The 17,968-nt window shown below is 41.8% G+C and carries 19 protein-coding genes; 7 read left to right on the forward strand and 12 right to left on the reverse strand.

Features of this window, described 5'->3' with window-relative positions:
• Window positions 1-141: 141 nt before the first annotated feature.
• Together ACQY1X_RS05810 and ACQY1X_RS05815 are read left to right on the forward strand one after the other, a co-directional pair.
• On the forward strand, window positions 142-351 hold the full coding sequence (locus ACQY1X_RS05810) for a hypothetical protein (RefSeq protein WP_002760925.1): 210 nt from the start codon (window positions 142-144) through the stop codon (window positions 349-351).
• Window positions 348-602, forward strand: a complete 255-nt coding sequence (locus ACQY1X_RS05815) for a type II toxin-antitoxin system RelE family toxin (protein WP_002746390.1) — start codon at window positions 348-350, stop codon at window positions 600-602. The genes ACQY1X_RS05810 and ACQY1X_RS05815 overlap by 4 nt, the downstream gene beginning before the upstream one ends.
• Before the next feature lie 192 nt (window positions 603-794).
• Here ACQY1X_RS05815 and ACQY1X_RS05820 read toward each other — a convergent pair whose 3' ends face one another.
• The 8 genes from ACQY1X_RS05820 to ACQY1X_RS05855 form a co-directional block, all read right to left on the reverse strand.
• Window positions 795-1,760, reverse strand: coding sequence for a permease (locus tag ACQY1X_RS05820; RefSeq protein ID WP_430014159.1), 966 nt, complete (start codon window positions 1,758-1,760; stop codon window positions 795-797).
• 161 nt (window positions 1,761-1,921) lie between these two features.
• Window positions 1,922-3,259, reverse strand: a complete 1,338-nt coding sequence (locus ACQY1X_RS05825; RefSeq protein WP_430014160.1) for an anthranilate synthase component I — start codon at window positions 3,257-3,259, stop codon at window positions 1,922-1,924.
• A gap of 129 nt (window positions 3,260-3,388) precedes the next feature.
• A complete protein-coding gene (locus ACQY1X_RS05830) occupies window positions 3,389-3,766 on the reverse strand; it encodes a hypothetical protein (RefSeq protein ID WP_002734118.1) in 378 nt (125 codons plus the stop codon).
• Window positions 3,767-3,802: 36 nt separating this feature from the next.
• Window positions 3,803-5,521, reverse strand: coding sequence for an ABC1 kinase family protein (locus tag ACQY1X_RS05835; RefSeq protein WP_430014161.1), 1,719 nt, complete (start codon window positions 5,519-5,521; stop codon window positions 3,803-3,805).
• Window positions 5,522-5,667: 146 nt separating this feature from the next.
• The gene (locus ACQY1X_RS05840) at window positions 5,668-6,429 is read right to left on the reverse strand and encodes a HEPN domain-containing protein (RefSeq protein WP_430014162.1); all 762 of its coding nucleotides are present in this window, start codon (window positions 6,427-6,429) and stop codon (window positions 5,668-5,670) included.
• On the reverse strand, window positions 6,413-7,477 hold the full coding sequence (locus ACQY1X_RS05845) for a ParA family protein (RefSeq protein ID WP_430014163.1): 1,065 nt from the start codon (window positions 7,475-7,477) through the stop codon (window positions 6,413-6,415). The genes ACQY1X_RS05840 and ACQY1X_RS05845 overlap by 17 nt, the downstream gene beginning before the upstream one ends.
• Before the next feature lie 172 nt (window positions 7,478-7,649).
• Window positions 7,650-8,354, reverse strand: coding sequence for a Uma2 family endonuclease (locus tag ACQY1X_RS05850; protein ID WP_002750532.1), 705 nt, complete (start codon window positions 8,352-8,354; stop codon window positions 7,650-7,652).
• A 159-nt stretch (window positions 8,355-8,513) separates the two neighbouring features.
• Window positions 8,514-8,753 carry a hypothetical protein gene (locus ACQY1X_RS05855; protein WP_002750530.1) on the reverse strand — a complete coding sequence of 80 codons (240 nt, stop codon included), beginning with the start codon at window positions 8,751-8,753 and terminating at the stop codon, window positions 8,514-8,516.
• A 126-nt stretch (window positions 8,754-8,879) separates the two neighbouring features.
• Between ACQY1X_RS05855 and ACQY1X_RS05860 the strand changes: the two genes are divergently transcribed.
• Entirely contained in the window at window positions 8,880-9,146 is a 267-nt protein-coding gene (locus tag ACQY1X_RS05860) for a glutaredoxin family protein (protein WP_002777606.1), read from the forward strand.
• A gap of 3 nt (window positions 9,147-9,149) precedes the next feature.
• Here ACQY1X_RS05860 and ACQY1X_RS05865 read toward each other — a convergent pair whose 3' ends face one another.
• Together ACQY1X_RS05865 and ACQY1X_RS05870 are read right to left on the reverse strand one after the other, a co-directional pair.
• Window positions 9,150-10,331, reverse strand: a complete 1,182-nt coding sequence (locus ACQY1X_RS05865; protein ID WP_430014164.1) for a serine hydrolase — start codon at window positions 10,329-10,331, stop codon at window positions 9,150-9,152.
• 27 nt (window positions 10,332-10,358) lie between these two features.
• Window positions 10,359-11,159, reverse strand: a complete 801-nt coding sequence (locus ACQY1X_RS05870; RefSeq protein WP_430014165.1) for an RNA methyltransferase — start codon at window positions 11,157-11,159, stop codon at window positions 10,359-10,361.
• A 36-nt stretch (window positions 11,160-11,195) separates the two neighbouring features.
• Between ACQY1X_RS05870 and ACQY1X_RS05875 the strand changes: the two genes are divergently transcribed.
• The 4 genes from ACQY1X_RS05875 to ACQY1X_RS05890 all read left to right on the forward strand — a co-directional run bounded on the left by ACQY1X_RS05875 (window position 11,196) and on the right by ACQY1X_RS05890 (window position 14,788).
• Window positions 11,196-11,351, forward strand: coding sequence for a DUF2256 domain-containing protein (locus ACQY1X_RS05875; protein ID WP_002765473.1), 156 nt, complete (start codon window positions 11,196-11,198; stop codon window positions 11,349-11,351).
• Window positions 11,352-11,520: 169 nt separating this feature from the next.
• Window positions 11,521-12,669: a glycosyltransferase family 4 protein gene (locus tag ACQY1X_RS05880; RefSeq protein WP_002734292.1), complete on the forward strand. Its 1,149-nt coding sequence runs from the start codon at window positions 11,521-11,523 to the stop codon at window positions 12,667-12,669.
• A 9-nt stretch (window positions 12,670-12,678) separates the two neighbouring features.
• On the forward strand, window positions 12,679-14,013 hold the full coding sequence (locus tag ACQY1X_RS05885; RefSeq protein WP_002733049.1) for a TrkH family potassium uptake protein: 1,335 nt from the start codon (window positions 12,679-12,681) through the stop codon (window positions 14,011-14,013).
• 85 nt (window positions 14,014-14,098) lie between these two features.
• The gene (locus ACQY1X_RS05890) at window positions 14,099-14,788 is read left to right on the forward strand and encodes a potassium channel family protein (RefSeq protein WP_002750520.1); all 690 of its coding nucleotides are present in this window, start codon (window positions 14,099-14,101) and stop codon (window positions 14,786-14,788) included.
• A gap of 11 nt (window positions 14,789-14,799) precedes the next feature.
• On the opposite strand, the gene ACQY1X_RS05895 is transcribed toward ACQY1X_RS05890, so the two are convergent.
• Both ACQY1X_RS05895 and ACQY1X_RS05900 read right to left on the reverse strand, forming a co-directional pair.
• Complete coding sequence (locus ACQY1X_RS05895) at window positions 14,800-16,008, reverse strand: RNA-guided endonuclease InsQ/TnpB family protein (protein ID WP_430014648.1); 1,209 nt, start codon at window positions 16,006-16,008, stop codon at window positions 14,800-14,802.
• A 233-nt stretch (window positions 16,009-16,241) separates the two neighbouring features.
• Window positions 16,242-17,840, reverse strand: coding sequence for a SpoIID/LytB domain-containing protein (locus ACQY1X_RS05900; RefSeq protein WP_430014166.1), 1,599 nt, complete (start codon window positions 17,838-17,840; stop codon window positions 16,242-16,244).
• Window positions 17,841-17,968 lie beyond the last annotated feature (128 nt).

Consider the following 17,968-nt stretch of genomic DNA (forward strand, 5'->3'; position numbering starts at 1 on the left):
AATACAGTATCATGTCAAGGGGCTTTTGTCAAGAGAAAATTTGACAACATCCAGATTTAGTCGTAACGCATCACCTATCATTGACTATGATTGAATTAATCACTGATTACTGATAACTGATTACTGATTACTGATAAAGCTATGACACTCAAAGAACAACTAATTAAAGAAATCGAGCAGACACCTGACACCCTTTTGACTGAATTACTTGACTTTTTGCTCTTTATCAAAGAACGACATACTGCAATAGAAATTACAGAAGAAGAGCAAGCTAACATAATCGCTTCTGAATCAGCTTATCAAGCAGGAGACTATCTAACCCTCGAAGAATATGAGGCAACTCAAGCGTGAACTACAGAGTTATTATTCCGAAACCAGTTCAAAAACAACTAAACAACTTACCCAAACAACAACGCGAACGCTTAATTACTGCCATTAGACTACTTACCGATACACCTCGTCCTAGCGGAGTCAAGAAACTCAAAGGATATGATGAAACCTACCGAATTAGAATAGGAGATTATCGCATCATTTACAAAATTCAAGATCAAGAAATGCTTATTATCATATTGAGTAGTATTCATCGAAAAGATGCTTATTGAACCTCTCAGTAGGTGGGTGGAGTGAGAACTATAAAACTATGTTGTCGCAACTCCAGCAAGCAGAATCAGGATGAGTTAGAGTTTAAATGCTTGGGAAAATAGGGCTTGTAGGCGCACGGATTTTCCATTATGAATATAGTATCATGTCAAGGGGCTTTTGTCAAGAGAAAATTTTTTTGACCCGGAAGAAATTCAACCTAGATAAAAACTGAGGATCAGAGCCACTAAAAAACTCATTAACAGGCATAAAATTCCGAAATAAAGGACGATTTTAGGACGGAAAGCTGATAGGAGGAGGATAAAAGCTTTAATATCAATGAGGGAAGCGACCAGTAAAAAAGCTAGAGTGGAACCCACGGACAGATTAGTAATTAAAGAACCGGGGACAAAAGTGCTAAGACTGGCATTAACAGGGAGAGTGAAACCAAAAAACAACTGCACGAGAATTTGAGTAACGGGAGTATTCCCCCAGGCAATTAATTGACTCTGAGGTAATAATAACTGAAAGACACTAGCGATCGCACAGCCAATAATTAATAATCCCCCTAATTCCAGTGCTTCATCGATAAAGTTATCGAGAAATAACTGCACAGAAATTGGCCAAGCTTGCCTATCTCTAGTTTTATACTCATAAACAAGACTGCCGACTCTTTGTAGGGGTTGACTGGCTGCTTCCTCCGGTAAAAAACTACCGGAAAGAACTAAACTCGATTCTAGGGGAATTTCACTATCGGTGCGGGGTTTTTCCCGATAGAAACTAAAGAGAGTGCCGATAAAAATTGCCATTAACCAGACCGAAAGCGATCGATAGAAGAAAATACTAGAATAGCTGAAAGTCTGCCAAGTTAGCCAAAGAGTGACGATATTTAGGGTAGGTGCAGCGGTGAGAAAGCTAAACACCACCCCTGGGGGTACTCCCTCTAATAAGAATCTTCTAGCGACGGGAATCGTGCCGTATTGTCCGACGGGTAAGATTAATCCGATGGCACTGCCAACGATCGCTCCTAACAGTCGATTACGGGGAAATATCGCCGCTAATCGCTGTTTATTGACGAAAACCAGCAAAAAACTGGAAACGGCTGTCCCCAAAAGTAAAAAGGGAAGCGAGGTCAAGACTAAACTAAGAAAAAAAGTAACGGCGATAGAAATTTGATTCATGAATAGGGTTCAAGATCGGAAGCTATCCTACAAAATAGCAGATAAGGTAAAAAGTAAGTAGTCGTGCCAAATTAATTTCTTGGTTAGGATAGGCACTCATGCAAAAGGCAAAAGGCACTCATGCAAGATGCAACAATAGGTTAGTTTGTTGAAATCAACAATTAAAAAGAACGTAAAGCGATTAATTGTGCCTCAGCTTTATGAAGGGATTCTAACCATTCTTTTTCGGGATCGCTATCGGCAACTATTCCCGCTCCCACTTGTCCCCAAACGGTGTTTAAATTCCCTTGAGTAGTCATTAATAGGGTACGGATGAGAATATTCAAATCTAAATGACCCCGTAGGTCAATATAGCCACAGGAACCATAGAATAAATTGCGTCGCATCGGTTCCAATTCTTCGATAATTTCTAGACAACGAACTTTCGGACAACCGGTAATTGTTCCCCCAGGGAAAAGAGCTTTAATTAAATCAATAGCATGATACTTTTTATCTAATTTTCCTTGAACATTACTGACCAAGTGCATAACATGACTATAACGCTCGATCGTCAGTAATTCATCCACATAAACCGATCCCCATTCACAAACTCTACCTAGATCATTACGTTCTAGATCCACTAGCATAATATGCTCGGCCTGTTCTTTTTTATTAGTTAATAGTTCCTCGGCTAATTGTTGATCGAGTGCCTCGGTTTTACCCCGGGGACGGGTTCCAGCGATCGGTCTAGTGCTGGCTATTCCCCTTTCTAATTTCACCAATCTTTCGGGAGAACAACTAATCATTTCTCCCCAAGTGGTGCGCCAATAACTGGCAAAAGGAGAAGGGTTAATCTGTTGTAAACTGCGATAAATTTGCCATCCTTTTGCCCTAGTTGTGCTTTGAAATCTTAGGGATAAATTTGCTTGAAAAATATCACCTTTTCTGATATAATCTAAGGCTTTTTTAACAGCTTTTTCGTAGTCGAGTTGAGAAGTATAAAAGATTAAGGGAGAGGGATGGGGATCGATAAACTCAAAATCGGGGTTAGTGGTTAAAGATTGTTCGTATTTATCTAAATCTTCAGGTTTAGTGGCAGCTAACCAGAGAATTTGTGCTTGGTGATCGAGAATGGCAAAACTATCCGGTTCATACCAATAAGCGACGGGAAAAGGGAGAGTATCAGCTTTCCTGTCGGGTAATTTTTCTATTTCCCAAGCTAAATCGTAGCCTAACCACCCCAACCAACCGCCATGGAAGGGAAGATGATCGGGAAGATGATCACATCGGGGTTGGGGGAGTAAACTGCTTAAAAAGGGCAAAATTTCCCCTAATGCGGGGGTCCAAAGCTGACGCGGGGAACCAGCACAAAGAGAGTAACGGGAGAGGGAATTACCCGGATAGGGACTTTCTAGTAAAGTAGCGATCGCATCTTGGGAGAATAAGCAGGCAAAAACCTCGGAACCAGTGCGCTGATGCAGAGGAAGCGATCGCCAATGCCATGCTAAAGGTTTTTGCATCTAAAATCGCGGGCCAAAATAGCTGGAAAATTGGGTATAACTAGGGTTTTGGTGTTAGTTGTGGGGGAGTTGATCTTTCCTATCTGCTAACACCTATTATCTTAGTCCTAAATGTTTGCTGCCTCGTAATTATCCCCGATAATCGAGGTCAATTTCTTTAGAACCGCCGCGCTGTAATTGGCCTAACAATTCCCCTAACTGACTCCAAACCAAACCACCGATAAAGATAGTCATCGGGAGAGAGATAGCGTAGGCAACCCAACCATTGAGAATAAATATATCTAATCCCGAGGCCAGGAAAAGACAGATTCCTACACAAATACCAATAAAAGGAATTTGTAAGGAACTGGATTTTAAAAGATTTTGATCGTCTGAACCCTTATTTTTATACCAATTGTTAACCACTTGCTTGAGACTAGCTTCAAAAGCGGCCCCGCAGGTAATACCGATAAATAAACCAGCAAAAACTAGAAAATAGGGTGGTTGGGGCAGAAAATAATAATCCATAGAAAAAGTGATTAACCGATGATGACCTTAAACACTTTAACGCGAACTGGTTTCTCGCGGAAGGACAGCGGCCACACCTTGGGAGGATAATTCCCGAAAAGCGCTCATGGCCACATCCAAGAGTCGCCGCGGTTGCAATTCTCCTTGAATTAAACTCCAGAGACGTTGCACTTCGGCAGTATGGAGACGGTCATCTTCCGTTAAAGCTAATAGCAATTGACGACGCAGATAACGACCTTCTTCCGAGAGAAGAAAAGTGATGCCTAATTGCGCTGTGGGCAGTAAATCGAAGTTAGTTTCCGATCGAGCCATTGTAATCATGTTTTCTAGGCGTTGCCACTGGAATTTACCGTTTTTGAACAGTACATCCAGTAAACGCCGGCGCAGTTGAGGCGATTCCCCGGTCAGGAGACGTTTAGCGACGTAGGGATAGGCCACTTGGACGATTTTGAAGTTAGGATCGAGGGTAAGGGCCACCCCTTCTTGGGTGACGAGGGAACGAATAATCAGGGCGAATTTGGCGGGAATCCGGAAGGGATATTGGTACATCAATTCGGAGAACTCATCGGTAATAGTGCGGAAATTGAAGTCACCGACCCTTTGACCGATGGCATTGCCTAAAACCCGTTCTAGAGCCGGAATAATGGGTTTTATATCCGTTTCTGGGGTTAAAAATCCCAGTTTGACAAAGTTGGCGGCCAGGTTTTCGTAGTCTTTGTTAATTAAATCGACGACGCAACTAGCGAGGGTTTCTTTAGTTTCCTCCTCTAACTGGTCCATCATGCCAAAATCAATATAGGCCATGCGACCATCAAAAGTGGCGAAAAGATTACCCGGATGGGGATCAGCGTGGAAAAAGCCGTGTTCGAGGAGTTGCTGTAATCCGGAGGTTACGCCGATTTTAACGATACTATTAGGGTCTAATCCTAAAGCTTTGATATTCTCGGTATCGGTGAGTTTATAGCCATCAATCCATTCCAGGGTGAGGACGCGGCGACCACTATAACGCCAGTAGATACTGGGAACTTTAACTTCAGGGTTATTTTGGAAGTTGGTGGCGAATTTTTCAGCGTTGCGACCTTCGTTTTGATAGTCGATTTCCTCAAACAGTTTGGTGCCGAATTCATCGACAATCAAGGTGAGGTCATGGCCGAGATTGAGGGGTAATAAACGACCGAATTTTTGAGCAGCCCAGCGCATTAGGTATAAATCGAGGCTTAAAAGCGCCCGCAGCCCCGGTCTTTGCACTTTAACGGCTACTTCTTCGCCGGTGGGTAGAATAGCTTTGTAAACCTGTCCTAAACTAGCGGCAGCCACAGGGGTGGGGGATATTTCTCGATAGGCTTTTTCTACAGGCATCCCCAATTCTGTCTCGATAAGGGCAAAAGCGATATCGTTATCGAAGGGGGTAAGTTGGTCCTGCAGTTTAACTAATTCGTCTAAAAAGTCTTTGCGAACGAGGTCGGGGCGGGTAGAGAGAGCTTGACCGACTTTGATGAAGGTGGGACCCAAACGGGTGAGAATTTGCCTAAGTTCGCTGGCACGCCTGTATTTATTGGCTTCTTCTTGCTTTGTCCATTTGTCCCAGAGGAGACTGAGGAGAAATAATCCTAAAGACCAAGTAATCACGAAAGCGCGACCGAACAATTGCCAAGGTTTGTAACGGTATTGTTGGGCGATCGCTTCTGCACTGTAAGGAGTGAACTGTGTTTCTTCTCGTTTCCCGTCAGTTTGACTGTCTTGATGCCGACTCACTAGCTAATCTCTATATATCTTACGCCACTTGATATTGTAGCTAAGTTCTTGACATCAGTATACAAAACTACACATTATTTAATAATTGTTATAATTCCCTGAGAAATCATAAGTATTTATTGCTGGACTGCCGGGGAAATTTTCGGCTAGTGGATGTCCTCAAGTACCTGATGGATATTTTCAACAAGCTGTTCTATAAAGGTAACGGCATCATTAACGAGATTTTCATCGATATTCCAGCGACTGCCAATGCCATAACTCGGGTCTATATCAGCTTCGTGGGCGATTTTGTTCCTTCGATCAACAATTATGCTAAGTTGGCTTTTAATATCTTTGGCTGGTTTATTTAGTTTGCTGGCCACTTCTTCCCACAATTTCTTGGCTGAAATTAATCTAATGGCCTCCGCTATCTTGTCCGGTTGTTGAAAGCTTTTATATCTGAGGTTTTCTCTAATTTCAGTCTCTAGCCAATAATTACTATTAAGTTTGTTGGTGAGGAGATTTTCAATCATTGGTAGTACCTCGGAAATTGAGCGAGATTCTTGATCAAAAAAAGAACCGTAGTTTTGTTGAATTTCGTTCTCTAACCAAGAGCCAATACTAATAGCTATCAATCGTTCTTGTCGTGCGCCATTCAAGGAGACTTGAAAACGAGAAAAGGCAGATTGAGAACTGTTAGGAGTGGGAGGAGGTTCTGAACGTTGGCCTCGATAAATTTCTAGCATTCCTAGAGTAACCACTTCGTGAATATAATAATCTAAAGCGCTCACAGTCAGGACTAAAGCGGCTCTGAGGATATCCGATACATCTAGGGCCGAAGTAGTCTGAGATTTGAGGGAATTGTGGATAGCGATCAAGTCACGAATGCGGGCAATGCTAAGGCGAAATTGTTCAATGGCTAACTGCATAAATCTCGGAGGTAAGACCGATAACTTTGTCTGCTAAGTCAGAAAAAATATCTTTAAATTTTTGTTGTTTTTCTTGGGCTTGATCTAACACTGTACCTTGCCATTCTAATTGTTCAGCAGTTAGCGCAAAAACAGACACTTGATGCTCTTGAGATAAGGCAATAAGACTATTAAAATCAGGGATTTTTACTAGAGTACAGCAGTCTGGTACACCATTCTGATCGTAGATAAATTTCGGTAGCATCATGCCATTTTTCCCTAGGGCTGGAATCATTTTATTGCCGATATTTTCCTCGATTTCGTTAATCCAGTTTTCAAGAGCTTTTGTTTCTTGGCCACCTTTGATTCGATATTTCTGAACAATAGTTCCTAAAAAATGTAGGTCAACTTCGGGAAAGGGATAGTTGGCTGTTTTGAGAATTGGTAAAGCACTAGCTGCCTTAGCCCATTGGTGCCACTTAGGCAATATTTTAGCTAAAGAATCGATAGCCATAACCGAGAAAAAATCCGCTGTGGTTGGCACAATAAAAAAGTTGCTGGTCATCAGTATATTTTGATTGATTGACCCCAAACTGGGACTCATATCGATTAAAATATAGTCAGCTTGAAATCTTTCGGCAGTTTTGTCTAATAAATATGTAATCGCACCGGGGAGATTTTTTAAAGCCTGAATTGACCCACTAAGTTCTTGAGCAATACCTAGGGTAACTTCATATTCAGCTAACCCCACATGACCAGGCAATAGAAATAAACGATCACGACCATCAATAGGAATACAGTCCACAGCTTCAATTAATCTCGGTTGAGACTCAAAAGCAGGCGCTAAAGCTGTTTTAATATTAGAGTAAGTATTGTAGATTGCTTGTAGTCTTTCCTCCCTATCTTCACTTTCTTTGGCCAAAGCCATACCAGTTAAGTTACATTGGGGATCGGTATCGACAATAATTACTCTTTTGCCCTTCTCAGCAAGCATCCAACCAAGGTTAAAAGTGGTTGTAGTTTTGCTCACTCCACCTTTATGATTAAAAAAAGCTATTTTTTGCACCATGGCATTAATTATATTTGAAGATTGTTGTACTTGGTCATTATTGTAACATCAGTGTGGAGATTTTGCCATGATTTCTAGGCTAGAATCAGAGTTTCGGATTACTCATCTTAATGCCTAGCAATTAAGGAAAAATTGCGCCGTGGTTTCCACCCTAACACCCCCAATCGGATATTTAAGCAATTTCATCGGGATTAATGCCCAATTCTCGCAGCTTTTGGGCTAATTTTTCCGCCCGTTGTTGTTCTCTTTCTTTGGCTAATCTTTCCTGTTCTTTGGCTAATCTTTCCTGTCGGGCCGACTCTTGAGGGGTGGGAACCAATTCACCTGATTCGGTGAAATAGCGCAATTTATTGGCAAAAATTCCTAAATATAATCCTAGTTGCTTACTCCATAAATAACCGTTTTCATTGGGGGTAATCGGTTGGTATTGTCCCTCGATTAAAGTGAATCCTTGCCATTCTAAAGTATTAGGATCAAACCAAAAATATTCAGGAGTCCGGAAAGTATGCTGATATAGTTCCTTTTTGGCTTTTCTGTCCACATTAGCGGTGGAATCGGAGAGAATTTCGATGATTAAATTGGGATATTTACCCCCTTCTCCCCAGACAACCCAACTTTTCCGGGGACGTTTCTCTGTATCTAAAACCACGAAGAAATCTGGTCCACAAAAATCTCGCTGTTTTAGTTGTCTTTCGTTATAATAAATAGTCAAATTACCCGAGGCATAGTAATCGTTTCTATCTTGCCAGAGCCATTCAAGACAAGATAATAATAAAATAATTTGTTGTAAATGCAGATCACTTTCCAAGGGTGGTTCATCACTCCATAAATCGGTGGGAGGACAGACAATATCGGTAGCAATATCTAGGGTTGTCATCGTTTATAAACCCATTGAGTCAATTTGGGGTGATTTTAGCAACAAGCCACAATCAATACAATTATATTATAAGTCCGATCGTTTTGCTTGTATATAGGGTATTAGGAGTCGGTTGGGGAAGTCAGAATATCATGACCTCAATCCCCTTGGTTGAAGGACTTATAAAAACCAGAAAAAAGCAACTAAAATAACAGTGAGAGTGGCGGCAAAAATGAGAGCGTATTCAATTTTTTGATTGATAATACCAATAACCATGACTAGGGTAATTGCCAGAAGAAACACACCGATATAGACTAGATTTTGAGAACCTGAATTAACTAAATTATTATTTAAAGTCGGTGTGGGTGTGGGAGTTTGTAGAATTGTTGATGAGAGACTAATCGTAGAGGTAATGAACATAAGTAAGTAGTTATAATTAAATTGAAGATAGATTTTGCCTCTGATCCCCCCTGCCCCCCTTAATAAGGGGGGTGCCGATAGGTGGGGGGATCTGACAACTTTTAACACCTACCTACTTAAATATTTATGACTACCATAGAACTAATTTTATACAGTAAGCCGGACTGTCATCTTTGCGAAGGGTTGCTAGAAAAACTAGAAAAAATCCGTCAACCGGAGTGGCAGTTAGAAATTAGGGACATTACCAGTCGAGAGGATTGGTTTAACGCTTATCAGTACGAAATCCCCGTTCTCTGTCAAAAACTGGCCACGGGGGAAAAAATCATCCCTCGTCTTTCCCCCCGGGCAAATGCCGAACAATTAGCCCGTCTTTTAGCCAATAATTTAACCTAGGGGCTAATTACCCGGACTAGGAATAACGACTGGACTAGGAGAGGGAGAAGACTGGGCGACTGGTTGCGGTTTGGCTGCGGGTTGAGTTTGATACCATTTAAAGTGTTGGTAGGCCGTGCGCGATATTTGTTGAATCAGAGTCCTAGCGTTACTATCATTGTGGGGACGTTTGACCATCACTGCTCCTAGATAGCGTTTCCCGTTGGGCATATCAATAATCCCCGCATCCGCTAACATTGAGCCAATATCACCGGTTTTATGGGCAATATCGGCGGATTTCTCGATACCTTGGGGCAGCAGGGTGCGAGTGCGCGTTTCCTGCATAATATTCAATAGACGATCGCGGGAACGTAAACTAAGTAATTCCCCTTGATTAACTTTTCCTAAGATTGTCACCAAATCTCTCGGACTTGTGGTATTAGTTCCTTCCAAGTCTGGTAAAGGGTTATTAATTACCGTACTGGTCAAACCCCAAGCTTGAAAACGCTGATTAAGAGCCTTTTTGCCGCCCATCCGCTTAATTAACATATTAGTAGCGGTATTATCGCTAATTACGTTCATTTTAGTGGCGGTTTCTAGGGCAGTATAGGTTTTATTCAATCCTAGATACTGCATATCCCCAGACCCACTGGCCAGGACATCCTTAGTGGCCACAAGGGTTTCATCGAGACGAATTTTCCCCGCGTCCACATCCTCAAAAAAGGCCACCAGAATCGGGATTTTAATCGTACTAGCGGCAGCAAAAATAGTATCTCCGCGAAAATTAGCGTAAGCACCGTTATCAAGGTCAATAAATAATGCTCCCGCCTGTAATTTCGGATATTTGACCGCTAAAGCCTGTAATTTCTGGTTAAGGCTGCTGAGATTTTCGTTTAAAACTAAGGTGGTCGGTTTTGGGGTGACGAGTTTGAGAGTCGGGGAATTAGTAGCGGTGGGTTTTGGGTGTAGGGGTAATTTGCTCGGATCCACCACCGTTAAAACCGTACCAGCGATCGCACCTAAACCGACACCAAGGATAGAGAAGCGAAGAACCTGAAGGAGAAAAGAAGCGATTAGGTTGGGTTTACGCTGTTTTTTTGCCTTTTTAACTGGCACAGGCCTTTTGTTATTGTTTGAGTCCACGGACCTAGGGGACTCAGGGCCAGATTGGACTTTAGTAGGACGACGAGTTACTTGACGAGTCACGGTTTTCCTCAAGGGTATCCAGATTTATTATCGGTCGCTAGGAGAATTTTTTTTCTTGCCCTTGAGACTATCAAGACCGAGAAAAAGTTGCCCGATACTTTCAATATGACCGATAATACCCCGCAGCAGGGCTAATTCCTCCACCGTGGGCCGGGCCCGATGATAAAATTGCCGGAATTTCTCCATCCTAGCAGCGGCGGTGTGGGGGTAAAGATAGCCAATTTTGAGCAAAAAGCTCTCTAAGTGCTGATAATAGCCTTCTAGAGCCTCAAAAGTGGCATTAGGGAGCATTTCTAACGGGGGTTCGAGCCTATTTTCCGTCGCCATTTGGTACAGTTCGTAGGAGCAAACCGCCACCGCTTGGGCCAGATTAAGGGAGGAATATTGAGGATTAGCGGGAATACCGACAAAACGCTGGGCGTGGTTCAGTTCGCTGTTACTTAAACCCCGGTCTTCTGGCCCGAAAATTAGGGCCGATTCTAGGTTAGGGGTGAGTAACCAGGGTAAGGCGGTCCGGGGTGTTTCGAGGGGAGTATTCAGGTGACGGGGTTTCGAGGTGGTGGCAATGATGCGATGACAACCCTGCAAAGCTTCCCCCAGGGTGGCTACCTGTGAACAGTTTTCTAGGACTTCAATTCCGTGTACTGCCATGCGTCGCGCTTCTTCTGCAAGGATATGACAGGCGGGATTGACGATAATTAAGCGACTTAAGCCCATATTCCGCATAATTCTGGCAGTGGAACCCACATTTAAGGCTCCAGCTGGTTCAACTAAAATAATTCTCAGGCGATCGAGTGGGGAACTCGGATTATTTTCATCTACACTCATAGATAAGGCGCAGTTTTTGACTTTTTAATTTTAATCATGGCACGTCAGCCCTCGAAGTCCGATCTTCCCAGTAAAATTTGTCCCGTTTGCGGTTTATCCTTTACTTGGCGCAAAAAGTGGCAAAACTGTTGGCATGAGGTCAAATACTGTTCGGAACGCTGTCGTCGTCGCAAGTCCTCGGTGAATCAGTAAAAAGCCGAGAATTTTAACTATCAAATAGGCACTCTTGCAAAAGGCAATTTTTAGCTGAGGACTTAGATGGGTAATTAATTTTGCTTAGGTACTCTATTCGCTTTTAATTTTACGGCTAATTTAGTAAGCTGATATTTGGCTAAATTAACTTTTTCTTAAGAGAATCTCAATGCACATTGCCTGGTTAGGAAAAAAATCTCCTTTTTGCGGTAACGTTACCTATGGGCGAGAAGTGACTAATTCCCTGCTCGATCGAGATTATCAAGTCAGTTTTCTGCATTTTTCTTCCGAAAAACCCACCGTAAGCGATTGGCCCGACTTTTACGACGAAATCACCCTGCCACGTCTCTATAGTTCCCAAGTCTATACTATTCCCACCCTGAAATCGAGTCGGGTTCTACAGGATAAACTCAGGGAACTGAAACCCGATCTAGTTCATGCGTCCTTACCCCTGTCTCCCCTTGATTTTCTACTACCAGAAATTTGTGAGTCTTTAGATTTGCCTCTGGTGGCGACTTTTCACCCGGCTTTTGATAGTAAAATTCGCAATCTCATCTCTAGTACCCAATTATTAACCTACCAACTACACGCCCCTTTTTTAGCTAATTACGATAAAGTAATTATTTTTTCCACCTCTCAACGGGATTTTTTAGTTAAATTGGGAGTTCCCGAAGAAAAATTAGCAATTATTCCCAATGGGGTTGATATTAATAAGTATTGTCCAGGACTATCGAATATTAAAGCTCAATATAATGCCGATTGTTTATTTATTTATCTCGGTCGGATCATGCCGGAGAAAAATGTAGAATCTTTATTGAAAGCCTGGAAAAAAACCAATTTAGGGAATAGATGCAAACTGCTCATTGTTGGAGATGGTCCGTTGACTCCTTCCCTTAAACCTTTTTATGGGGAAGAAGATGGTATTATCTGGTTAGGTTTTATCGGCGATGAAAATAAACGAATTGAAATTCTGCGCGGGGTTGACTGCTTTATTTTACCCTCATTAGTGGAAGGTTTATCGATTTCCCTCTTGGAAGCGATGGCCTGCGGTGTTGCTTGTCTGGCTACGGATGTGGGTGCCGATGGGGAAGTGTTAAAAGGTGCGGGAATAGTTCTAGATACTAGAGGACTAATTACCCAATTAAAAACTCTCTTGCCTGTATTACGAGATCATCCCGAATTAACCACAATTTTAGGTCAAAAAGCCCGTCAAAGAGTTTTAGACTCTTACACTCTTAGCAAAAATATCGATCGCTTACAGTTAGTTTATCAAGAAGTGTTAGCCCAAAAACATTCTTCTCTTAGCTACTTTCACTAAGGAATTTATATGACGATTGCCCGGACAATTTGCTTGGGATTTATGGCGGTAATTTTAGCGGGAACTTCCCTGTTAATGTTGCCTGTTTCTACCACTAGCGGCACTTGGAATGATCCAATTGTTGCCCTCTTTACCTCCACTTCTGCTGTCTGTGTCACGGGTTTAGCAGTGGTAGATACGGGTACTTATTTTTCTTTTTGGGGTCAATTATTTATCGCTTTATTAATTCAAGTGGGTGGACTGGGATATATGACCACTACCACTTTTTTAATGTTATTAATTGGGCGAAAATTTGACCTGAGACAGAAGTTAGCAATTCAAGAATCTTTTGATCGACCTTTCCTACAAGGTAGTCAAAGTTTAATGAAATCAGTGATTGCTACTACTTTAGTTTTTGAGTTAACAGCAACTTTTGTTATGTTAACTGTCTTCGCCCAAAAGTATGATTTTAGATATGCGGTGTGGTTATCTTTATTTCATAGTATTAGTGCTTGGAATAATGCGGGTTTTGGCTTGTTTAAAGATAACTTGATGTCCTATCATTCTTCAATTATTATTAACTTATCTATCACAGGACTGATCATTTTTGGAGGTATCGGTTATCAGGTAATTATCGAGTTTTACACTTGGTTTATTTACCGCTTTCAATATAAACGAAAAGGCTTTGTTTTTTCTCTTAACTATAAAGTTGCTATCAGCACAACTATATTTTTATTAGTGATAGGAACCTTGGCTTTTTTACTTACTGAACAGGGAAATGGTGACACTTTGGCTAATTTATCACTGAAAGATAAATTGCTGGGTGCTTGGTTCCAATCGGTAACATCGAGAACAGCAGGATTTAATACCATTGATATTGGTAAAATTTCCGTAGAAGGTTTATTAATTACCATGGCTTTGATGTTTATAGGAGCCAGTCCTAGCGGTACAGGGGGAGGTATTAAAACCACAACTTTTAGGATTTTATATAACTGTACCCGCTCGGTTTTACGGGGACGTGAAGAAGTGACTCTTTATCAAAGACGCATTCCTATGCCGTTAATTTTAAAGTCAATGGCGGTGGTTTTTGGTTCAGTTATAGCGATTATTATCTCCACCCTAGCTATCTCATTTGTGGAGACAGATTTTAAAATGATTCAACTATTTTTCGAGGTAGTTTCTGCCTTTGGAACTGTCGGCTTATCTATGGGAATAACCGCCGCTTTATCACCGATTTCTAAGTTAATTATCGTTTTTATGATGTATCTTGGACGGGTAGGAGTTATACTTTTAATAGCGGCCATTATCGGCGATCCGAAACCAACAGTTATTAATTACCCCGAAGAAAACCTTTTAGTGGGATAATTAATATCAGTTATCAGTTATCAGTTTCTCTTGTCTCCTCACTCATTGACACTAGCATTTTAAATGCGTAACAGTTTAACTTCTTATGCAATCAATTAAATTTTTTAGTAGTATGCGTCCCCAAAATCGCCAATTTGCCGTCATCGGATTAGGCAGATTTGGGCGAGCCGTTTGTGAAACCCTACGCAAACAAGGTTATCAAGTGGTAGGGACAGATATTGACGAAGGATTAGTAGCACAAGCGTTATCTGATCGAATAGTAGATAATGCGATCGAACTTGATTCTACCAAACCTAACGCTCTGCGAGAAGCGGGAATTTTTGAGACCGATACGGTGATTGTCGCTATTGGTAAATACGTGGAAGAAAGTATCATTACTACTCTCAATTGTAAGGAAGCAGGGGTTAATTTTGTCGCCGCTAAAGCCTCCACAGAAATTCATGGAAAATTACTCAAAAAAGTTGGCGCAGATTTAGTAGTGTTTCCCGAATACGATGCCGGTTGTGAGTTAGCGCACCGTTTAACTAGACCATCAATTTTAGAACGATTTGATCTCGATCCCGAACATAGTATTGTCGAGTTAAAAGTCCCGGAGGCTTTTCACGGTAAAACCCTAGCAGAGTTAGAAATTCGTAATCGTTATGGGTTAAATATTGTCGCTGTCGGTAATGCGGAAAAATTCAAGATTAACCCCAATCCCCAAGAAAGATTACACAAGGATTTAGCCATGGTGGTGATTGGTTCTAACCGAGATATTCAGCGTTTACCGATTTGACACTCCCCGCTCTAAAGAGACGGGGATTCTTGGTTCACAGAGATTACTTGCTTAGACAGAATTGCTTCTGAAAAAGTAGAGGTATTCTCTCCCCAAGCGTTTATTGGATCGAGCCCAAAGGTTCCGACACGCCCTGCCGTACTTAGTCCCCTTTTAAGGATGTTGATTGCGGCGTTTTCATCCCTATCCAAAACACATCCACATTTGCACTGATGGGTTCTAGTCGATAAAGATTTTTTGACAGTTTCACCACAGTTTGAACAGTTTTGGCTTGTATAATTCGGTGAGACAGCAATCGTTATCTTGCCGAATTTAACCCCAAAATACTCTATCCATTCCCGAAACTGATACCAGGCCGCATCATTTATCGATTTAGCTAGACAATGATTCTTGACTAAGTTCTTAACTCTTAAATCCTCGTAGGCTATCACATCGCTAGAGTGAACTACGCACCTTGCTAATTTCACAGCAAAGTCTTGACGTTGCCTATTTACTTTAAGGTGAGCTTTAGCTAATCTTTGTCTAGCTTTTTGACGATTTTTACTTCCCTTTTTCTTTTTAGATAATCGCCTTTGAAGTCGTTTTAATCGTTTCTCGGACTTTCTCAAGAATTGAGGATTATCAACCTTGTTGCCATTGTTATCTGTATAGAAAGAAGCCAAACCTACATCTAAGCCAATACACTTACCTGATGGTTTAACATCTTCTTTAACGTCACAAGAAAGGACAAATTGACAATAATAACCGTCCGCTCTCCGAATCAACCTAACCCGTTTAATATCGGATTCTTGAAAGTACCCTAAATCCCAAGTTCCTACCAACTTAAGAACACCAATGTTTTTCTTGTCAGTGAATTTAACAGTTTTAGGGCTAAGAAGCTTCCATCCTGATTGTTTGTATTCAACAGAGCGAGATTTTTTAAATTGAGGATACCCCTTTTTGCCTGATACTTTACGTTTACAGTTGTCGTAAAAACGACTAATTGAACTCCAAGCACGTTCAGCACTTGCCTGTCTAGCAGTTGAATTAAGTTCATCGGCAAATTTAAAGTCCTGAGCTAATTCTTTAGAATATCGGTATAAATCGTTCTTACCCGTACCTTTTGTATCCATCCATAACCTTACACATTTGTTACGGATGAATTGAGCAGTACGAATAGCATCGTCTATGGCTTGATACTGTTGAGTTTTAGCTTTAACTTTAAACTCTAAGACAAACATTTTACGCAGGGGGGACTTAGACAAAATCAGTATAGCACAATAAAAGTTAAGTTAACAAGATATAGTTTAAAAAGCCGTCCTAAAAGGACGGGGCTTTAACCCAAAATTTCGGTAAATTTTAGTCAAACATTTGATTTACTTAGTTTCTAATCCTCTTTTTAGGTAGGAGAATTGTCAGAGCCTTTCTCTTGCCTATTGCCTATTGCCTTCAGAAACTGATAACTGATAACTGATTAATTTCCTCGCCAAAAGATAATCGAATTATTGAGAGGTTGGATGGTGGTACCGGGATAATAGAAAGCGAGAATTTGTTCAGGAGACCAACCCAAACGGGCTAAATTATAGGAACCAAATTGACTTAATCCTACCCCGTGGCCGAAACCGCCACCAATAAAGTTATAACCCTGGATCTGTCGATTGGTATCGTAGATAGGATCGATGTAGAATAGGGTACTGCGAGGCGGTCCTAAGGCACTACGCACCTCATTTTTATGCAGTTCCAAAATCCCCTTATCGGTTTGAATGGTCATAGTCAGAATCCGACCGGAAGGAGAGCGTTTAGTCACTTCCATCCATTGGATTTTCTGGAAGTCGGCCAGGGGATGTTTTCGCCGTGTTAAATAGGTTTCTAGGTCTTGACTCAAATCAGCTAAAGAAGCTTGTTTTTGCCAGCGAAAAACCCGTCGTCCCGTCTCATTAAAACCATCTTTAAGATTAATAAACTGGCGAAAAGTTGTCTCATTAGCGAGGGATTGTTTCGAGAGATCCCAAACTCGATTAGGGGAGTCCACCACTGCCCGGAGATAAGGTCTTTCTTCCCCATCCCACACATCACTAAAGAGGGCAGTTATTCCGCCGGTGGTGGAGGAATAAAGGGCATCCACTAACTCATTTTGGTAGGTTAAAACCAGTCCTTGGGTAGCTGCGATCGCTTGATCAGCCCGGGGATTAGTTCCCGTCAATCCATAATAAACTTGACAATGGGTATCGGCACAGAGTTCGTAATTATCGGCTTGAAAACGGCGGAGATTGCGGAGGGCGTAGGTACGGGCGATAATAGTTTGCGCTTGGGTGGCACTTTCTGGGGCATCATGACCGATTTCGTGGGGGACAACCCCACGCAGGTAGGTTTCGAGGGGAACGTTATTAACTAGGGTAAAAGTGCCGTAGGCGTTGGGCTGTAGGCGCATAGTCCCACCGTACAAACGTACCTGATCGGGGCTATGGCTGACTTGAATCAGGTTTTTTTGGCTCTCGATTTCCAATTCTTTGGGAAAATAGCGCACCCCGTTGATTTGGAAAGAAACTTGCGGCTTTTCTTTGAGTAAAACACTATTAATATAGGGTTGATTGTAGCCTTTGGCTTGCAAACTGGTCAGCAACCAATGTCGCACTAGGGGATTTTCATAAACTTCTCGCTTTGCCCAAACCTGCCAGCGTCCGGGTTGGGTGATTTCCACTTTAATGCCCATTTTTGCCCAGTTTTTGGCGCTATTTTCGGCGGTTTCAAAGGTGGCGTGGTCGCTTAAAATGACTTTTTCTTGGAGGATGGGAGAAGCAAGGGGACGGGGAATAACTTCTAATTGTAGGCGATTGGTTTGCAGGGTTTGGGATTGGCCATCTTCTCCTACCACGCGCAGGGTGAGATTATCACCACTGCTACTACTCAGGGTTAATTTTTCCTTGGCTTCATCGCCAAAACGTTGGACAATGCCCACTCTCAGAAGTACATCCTTGGCCATAGCGGCAGGAATTAGGGTTAAACTGAGCAAGATCGCCGCAGTTATGGAACCGATGCTAATTATTGGTTTTTTTTCCTTGATTTTTAGCATAAAGTCAAGTATCTGTTAATAAGTTTTCATAAAATTTGAGGATATTCAGAGATTATAGCAGCAAGCCGTTGGGGAAATGGGGAAATGGGGAAATGGGGAATTTCAGCTAAAACCCTAAAACCCCAATA

This window comes from Microcystis protocystis FBCC-A270 (genome assembly GCF_050500235.1).
GTDB classification, from domain to species: Bacteria; Cyanobacteriota; Cyanobacteriia; order Cyanobacteriales; family Microcystaceae; genus Microcystis; species Microcystis ichthyoblabe_A.

Bases quoted from the DNA above. Each gene is read 5' to 3' on its own strand.
- ACQY1X_RS05810 (WP_002760925.1), top strand. From the start codon at position 142: ATGACACTCAAAGAACAACTAATTAAAGAAATCGAGCAGACACCTGAC.
- ACQY1X_RS05820 (WP_430014159.1), bottom strand. From the start codon at position 1,760: ATGAATCAAATTTCTATCGCCGTTACTTTTTTTCTTAGTTTAGTCTTG.
- ACQY1X_RS05825 (WP_430014160.1), bottom strand. From the start codon at position 3,259: ATGCAAAAACCTTTAGCATGGCATTGGCGATCGCTTCCTCTGCATCAG.
- ACQY1X_RS05830 (WP_002734118.1), bottom strand. From the start codon at position 3,766: ATGGATTATTATTTTCTGCCCCAACCACCCTATTTTCTAGTTTTTGCT.
- ACQY1X_RS05840 (WP_430014162.1), bottom strand. From the start codon at position 6,429: ATGCAGTTAGCCATTGAACAATTTCGCCTTAGCATTGCCCGCATTCGT.
- ACQY1X_RS05845 (WP_430014163.1), bottom strand. From the start codon at position 7,477: ATGGTGCAAAAAATAGCTTTTTTTAATCATAAAGGTGGAGTGAGCAAA.
- ACQY1X_RS05850 (WP_002750532.1), bottom strand. From the start codon at position 8,354: ATGACAACCCTAGATATTGCTACCGATATTGTCTGTCCTCCCACCGAT.
- ACQY1X_RS05855 (WP_002750530.1), bottom strand. From the start codon at position 8,753: ATGTTCATTACCTCTACGATTAGTCTCTCATCAACAATTCTACAAACT.
- ACQY1X_RS05860 (WP_002777606.1), top strand. From the start codon at position 8,880: ATGACTACCATAGAACTAATTTTATACAGTAAGCCGGACTGTCATCTT.
- ACQY1X_RS05870 (WP_430014165.1), bottom strand. From the start codon at position 11,159: ATGAGTGTAGATGAAAATAATCCGAGTTCCCCACTCGATCGCCTGAGA.
- ACQY1X_RS05875 (WP_002765473.1), top strand. From the start codon at position 11,196: ATGGCACGTCAGCCCTCGAAGTCCGATCTTCCCAGTAAAATTTGTCCC.
- ACQY1X_RS05880 (WP_002734292.1), top strand. From the start codon at position 11,521: ATGCACATTGCCTGGTTAGGAAAAAAATCTCCTTTTTGCGGTAACGTT.
- ACQY1X_RS05885 (WP_002733049.1), top strand. From the start codon at position 12,679: ATGACGATTGCCCGGACAATTTGCTTGGGATTTATGGCGGTAATTTTA.
- ACQY1X_RS05890 (WP_002750520.1), top strand. From the start codon at position 14,099: ATGCAATCAATTAAATTTTTTAGTAGTATGCGTCCCCAAAATCGCCAA.
- ACQY1X_RS05895 (WP_430014648.1), bottom strand. From the start codon at position 16,008: ATGTTTGTCTTAGAGTTTAAAGTTAAAGCTAAAACTCAACAGTATCAA.
- ACQY1X_RS05900 (WP_430014166.1), bottom strand. From the start codon at position 17,840: ATGCTAAAAATCAAGGAAAAAAAACCAATAATTAGCATCGGTTCCATA.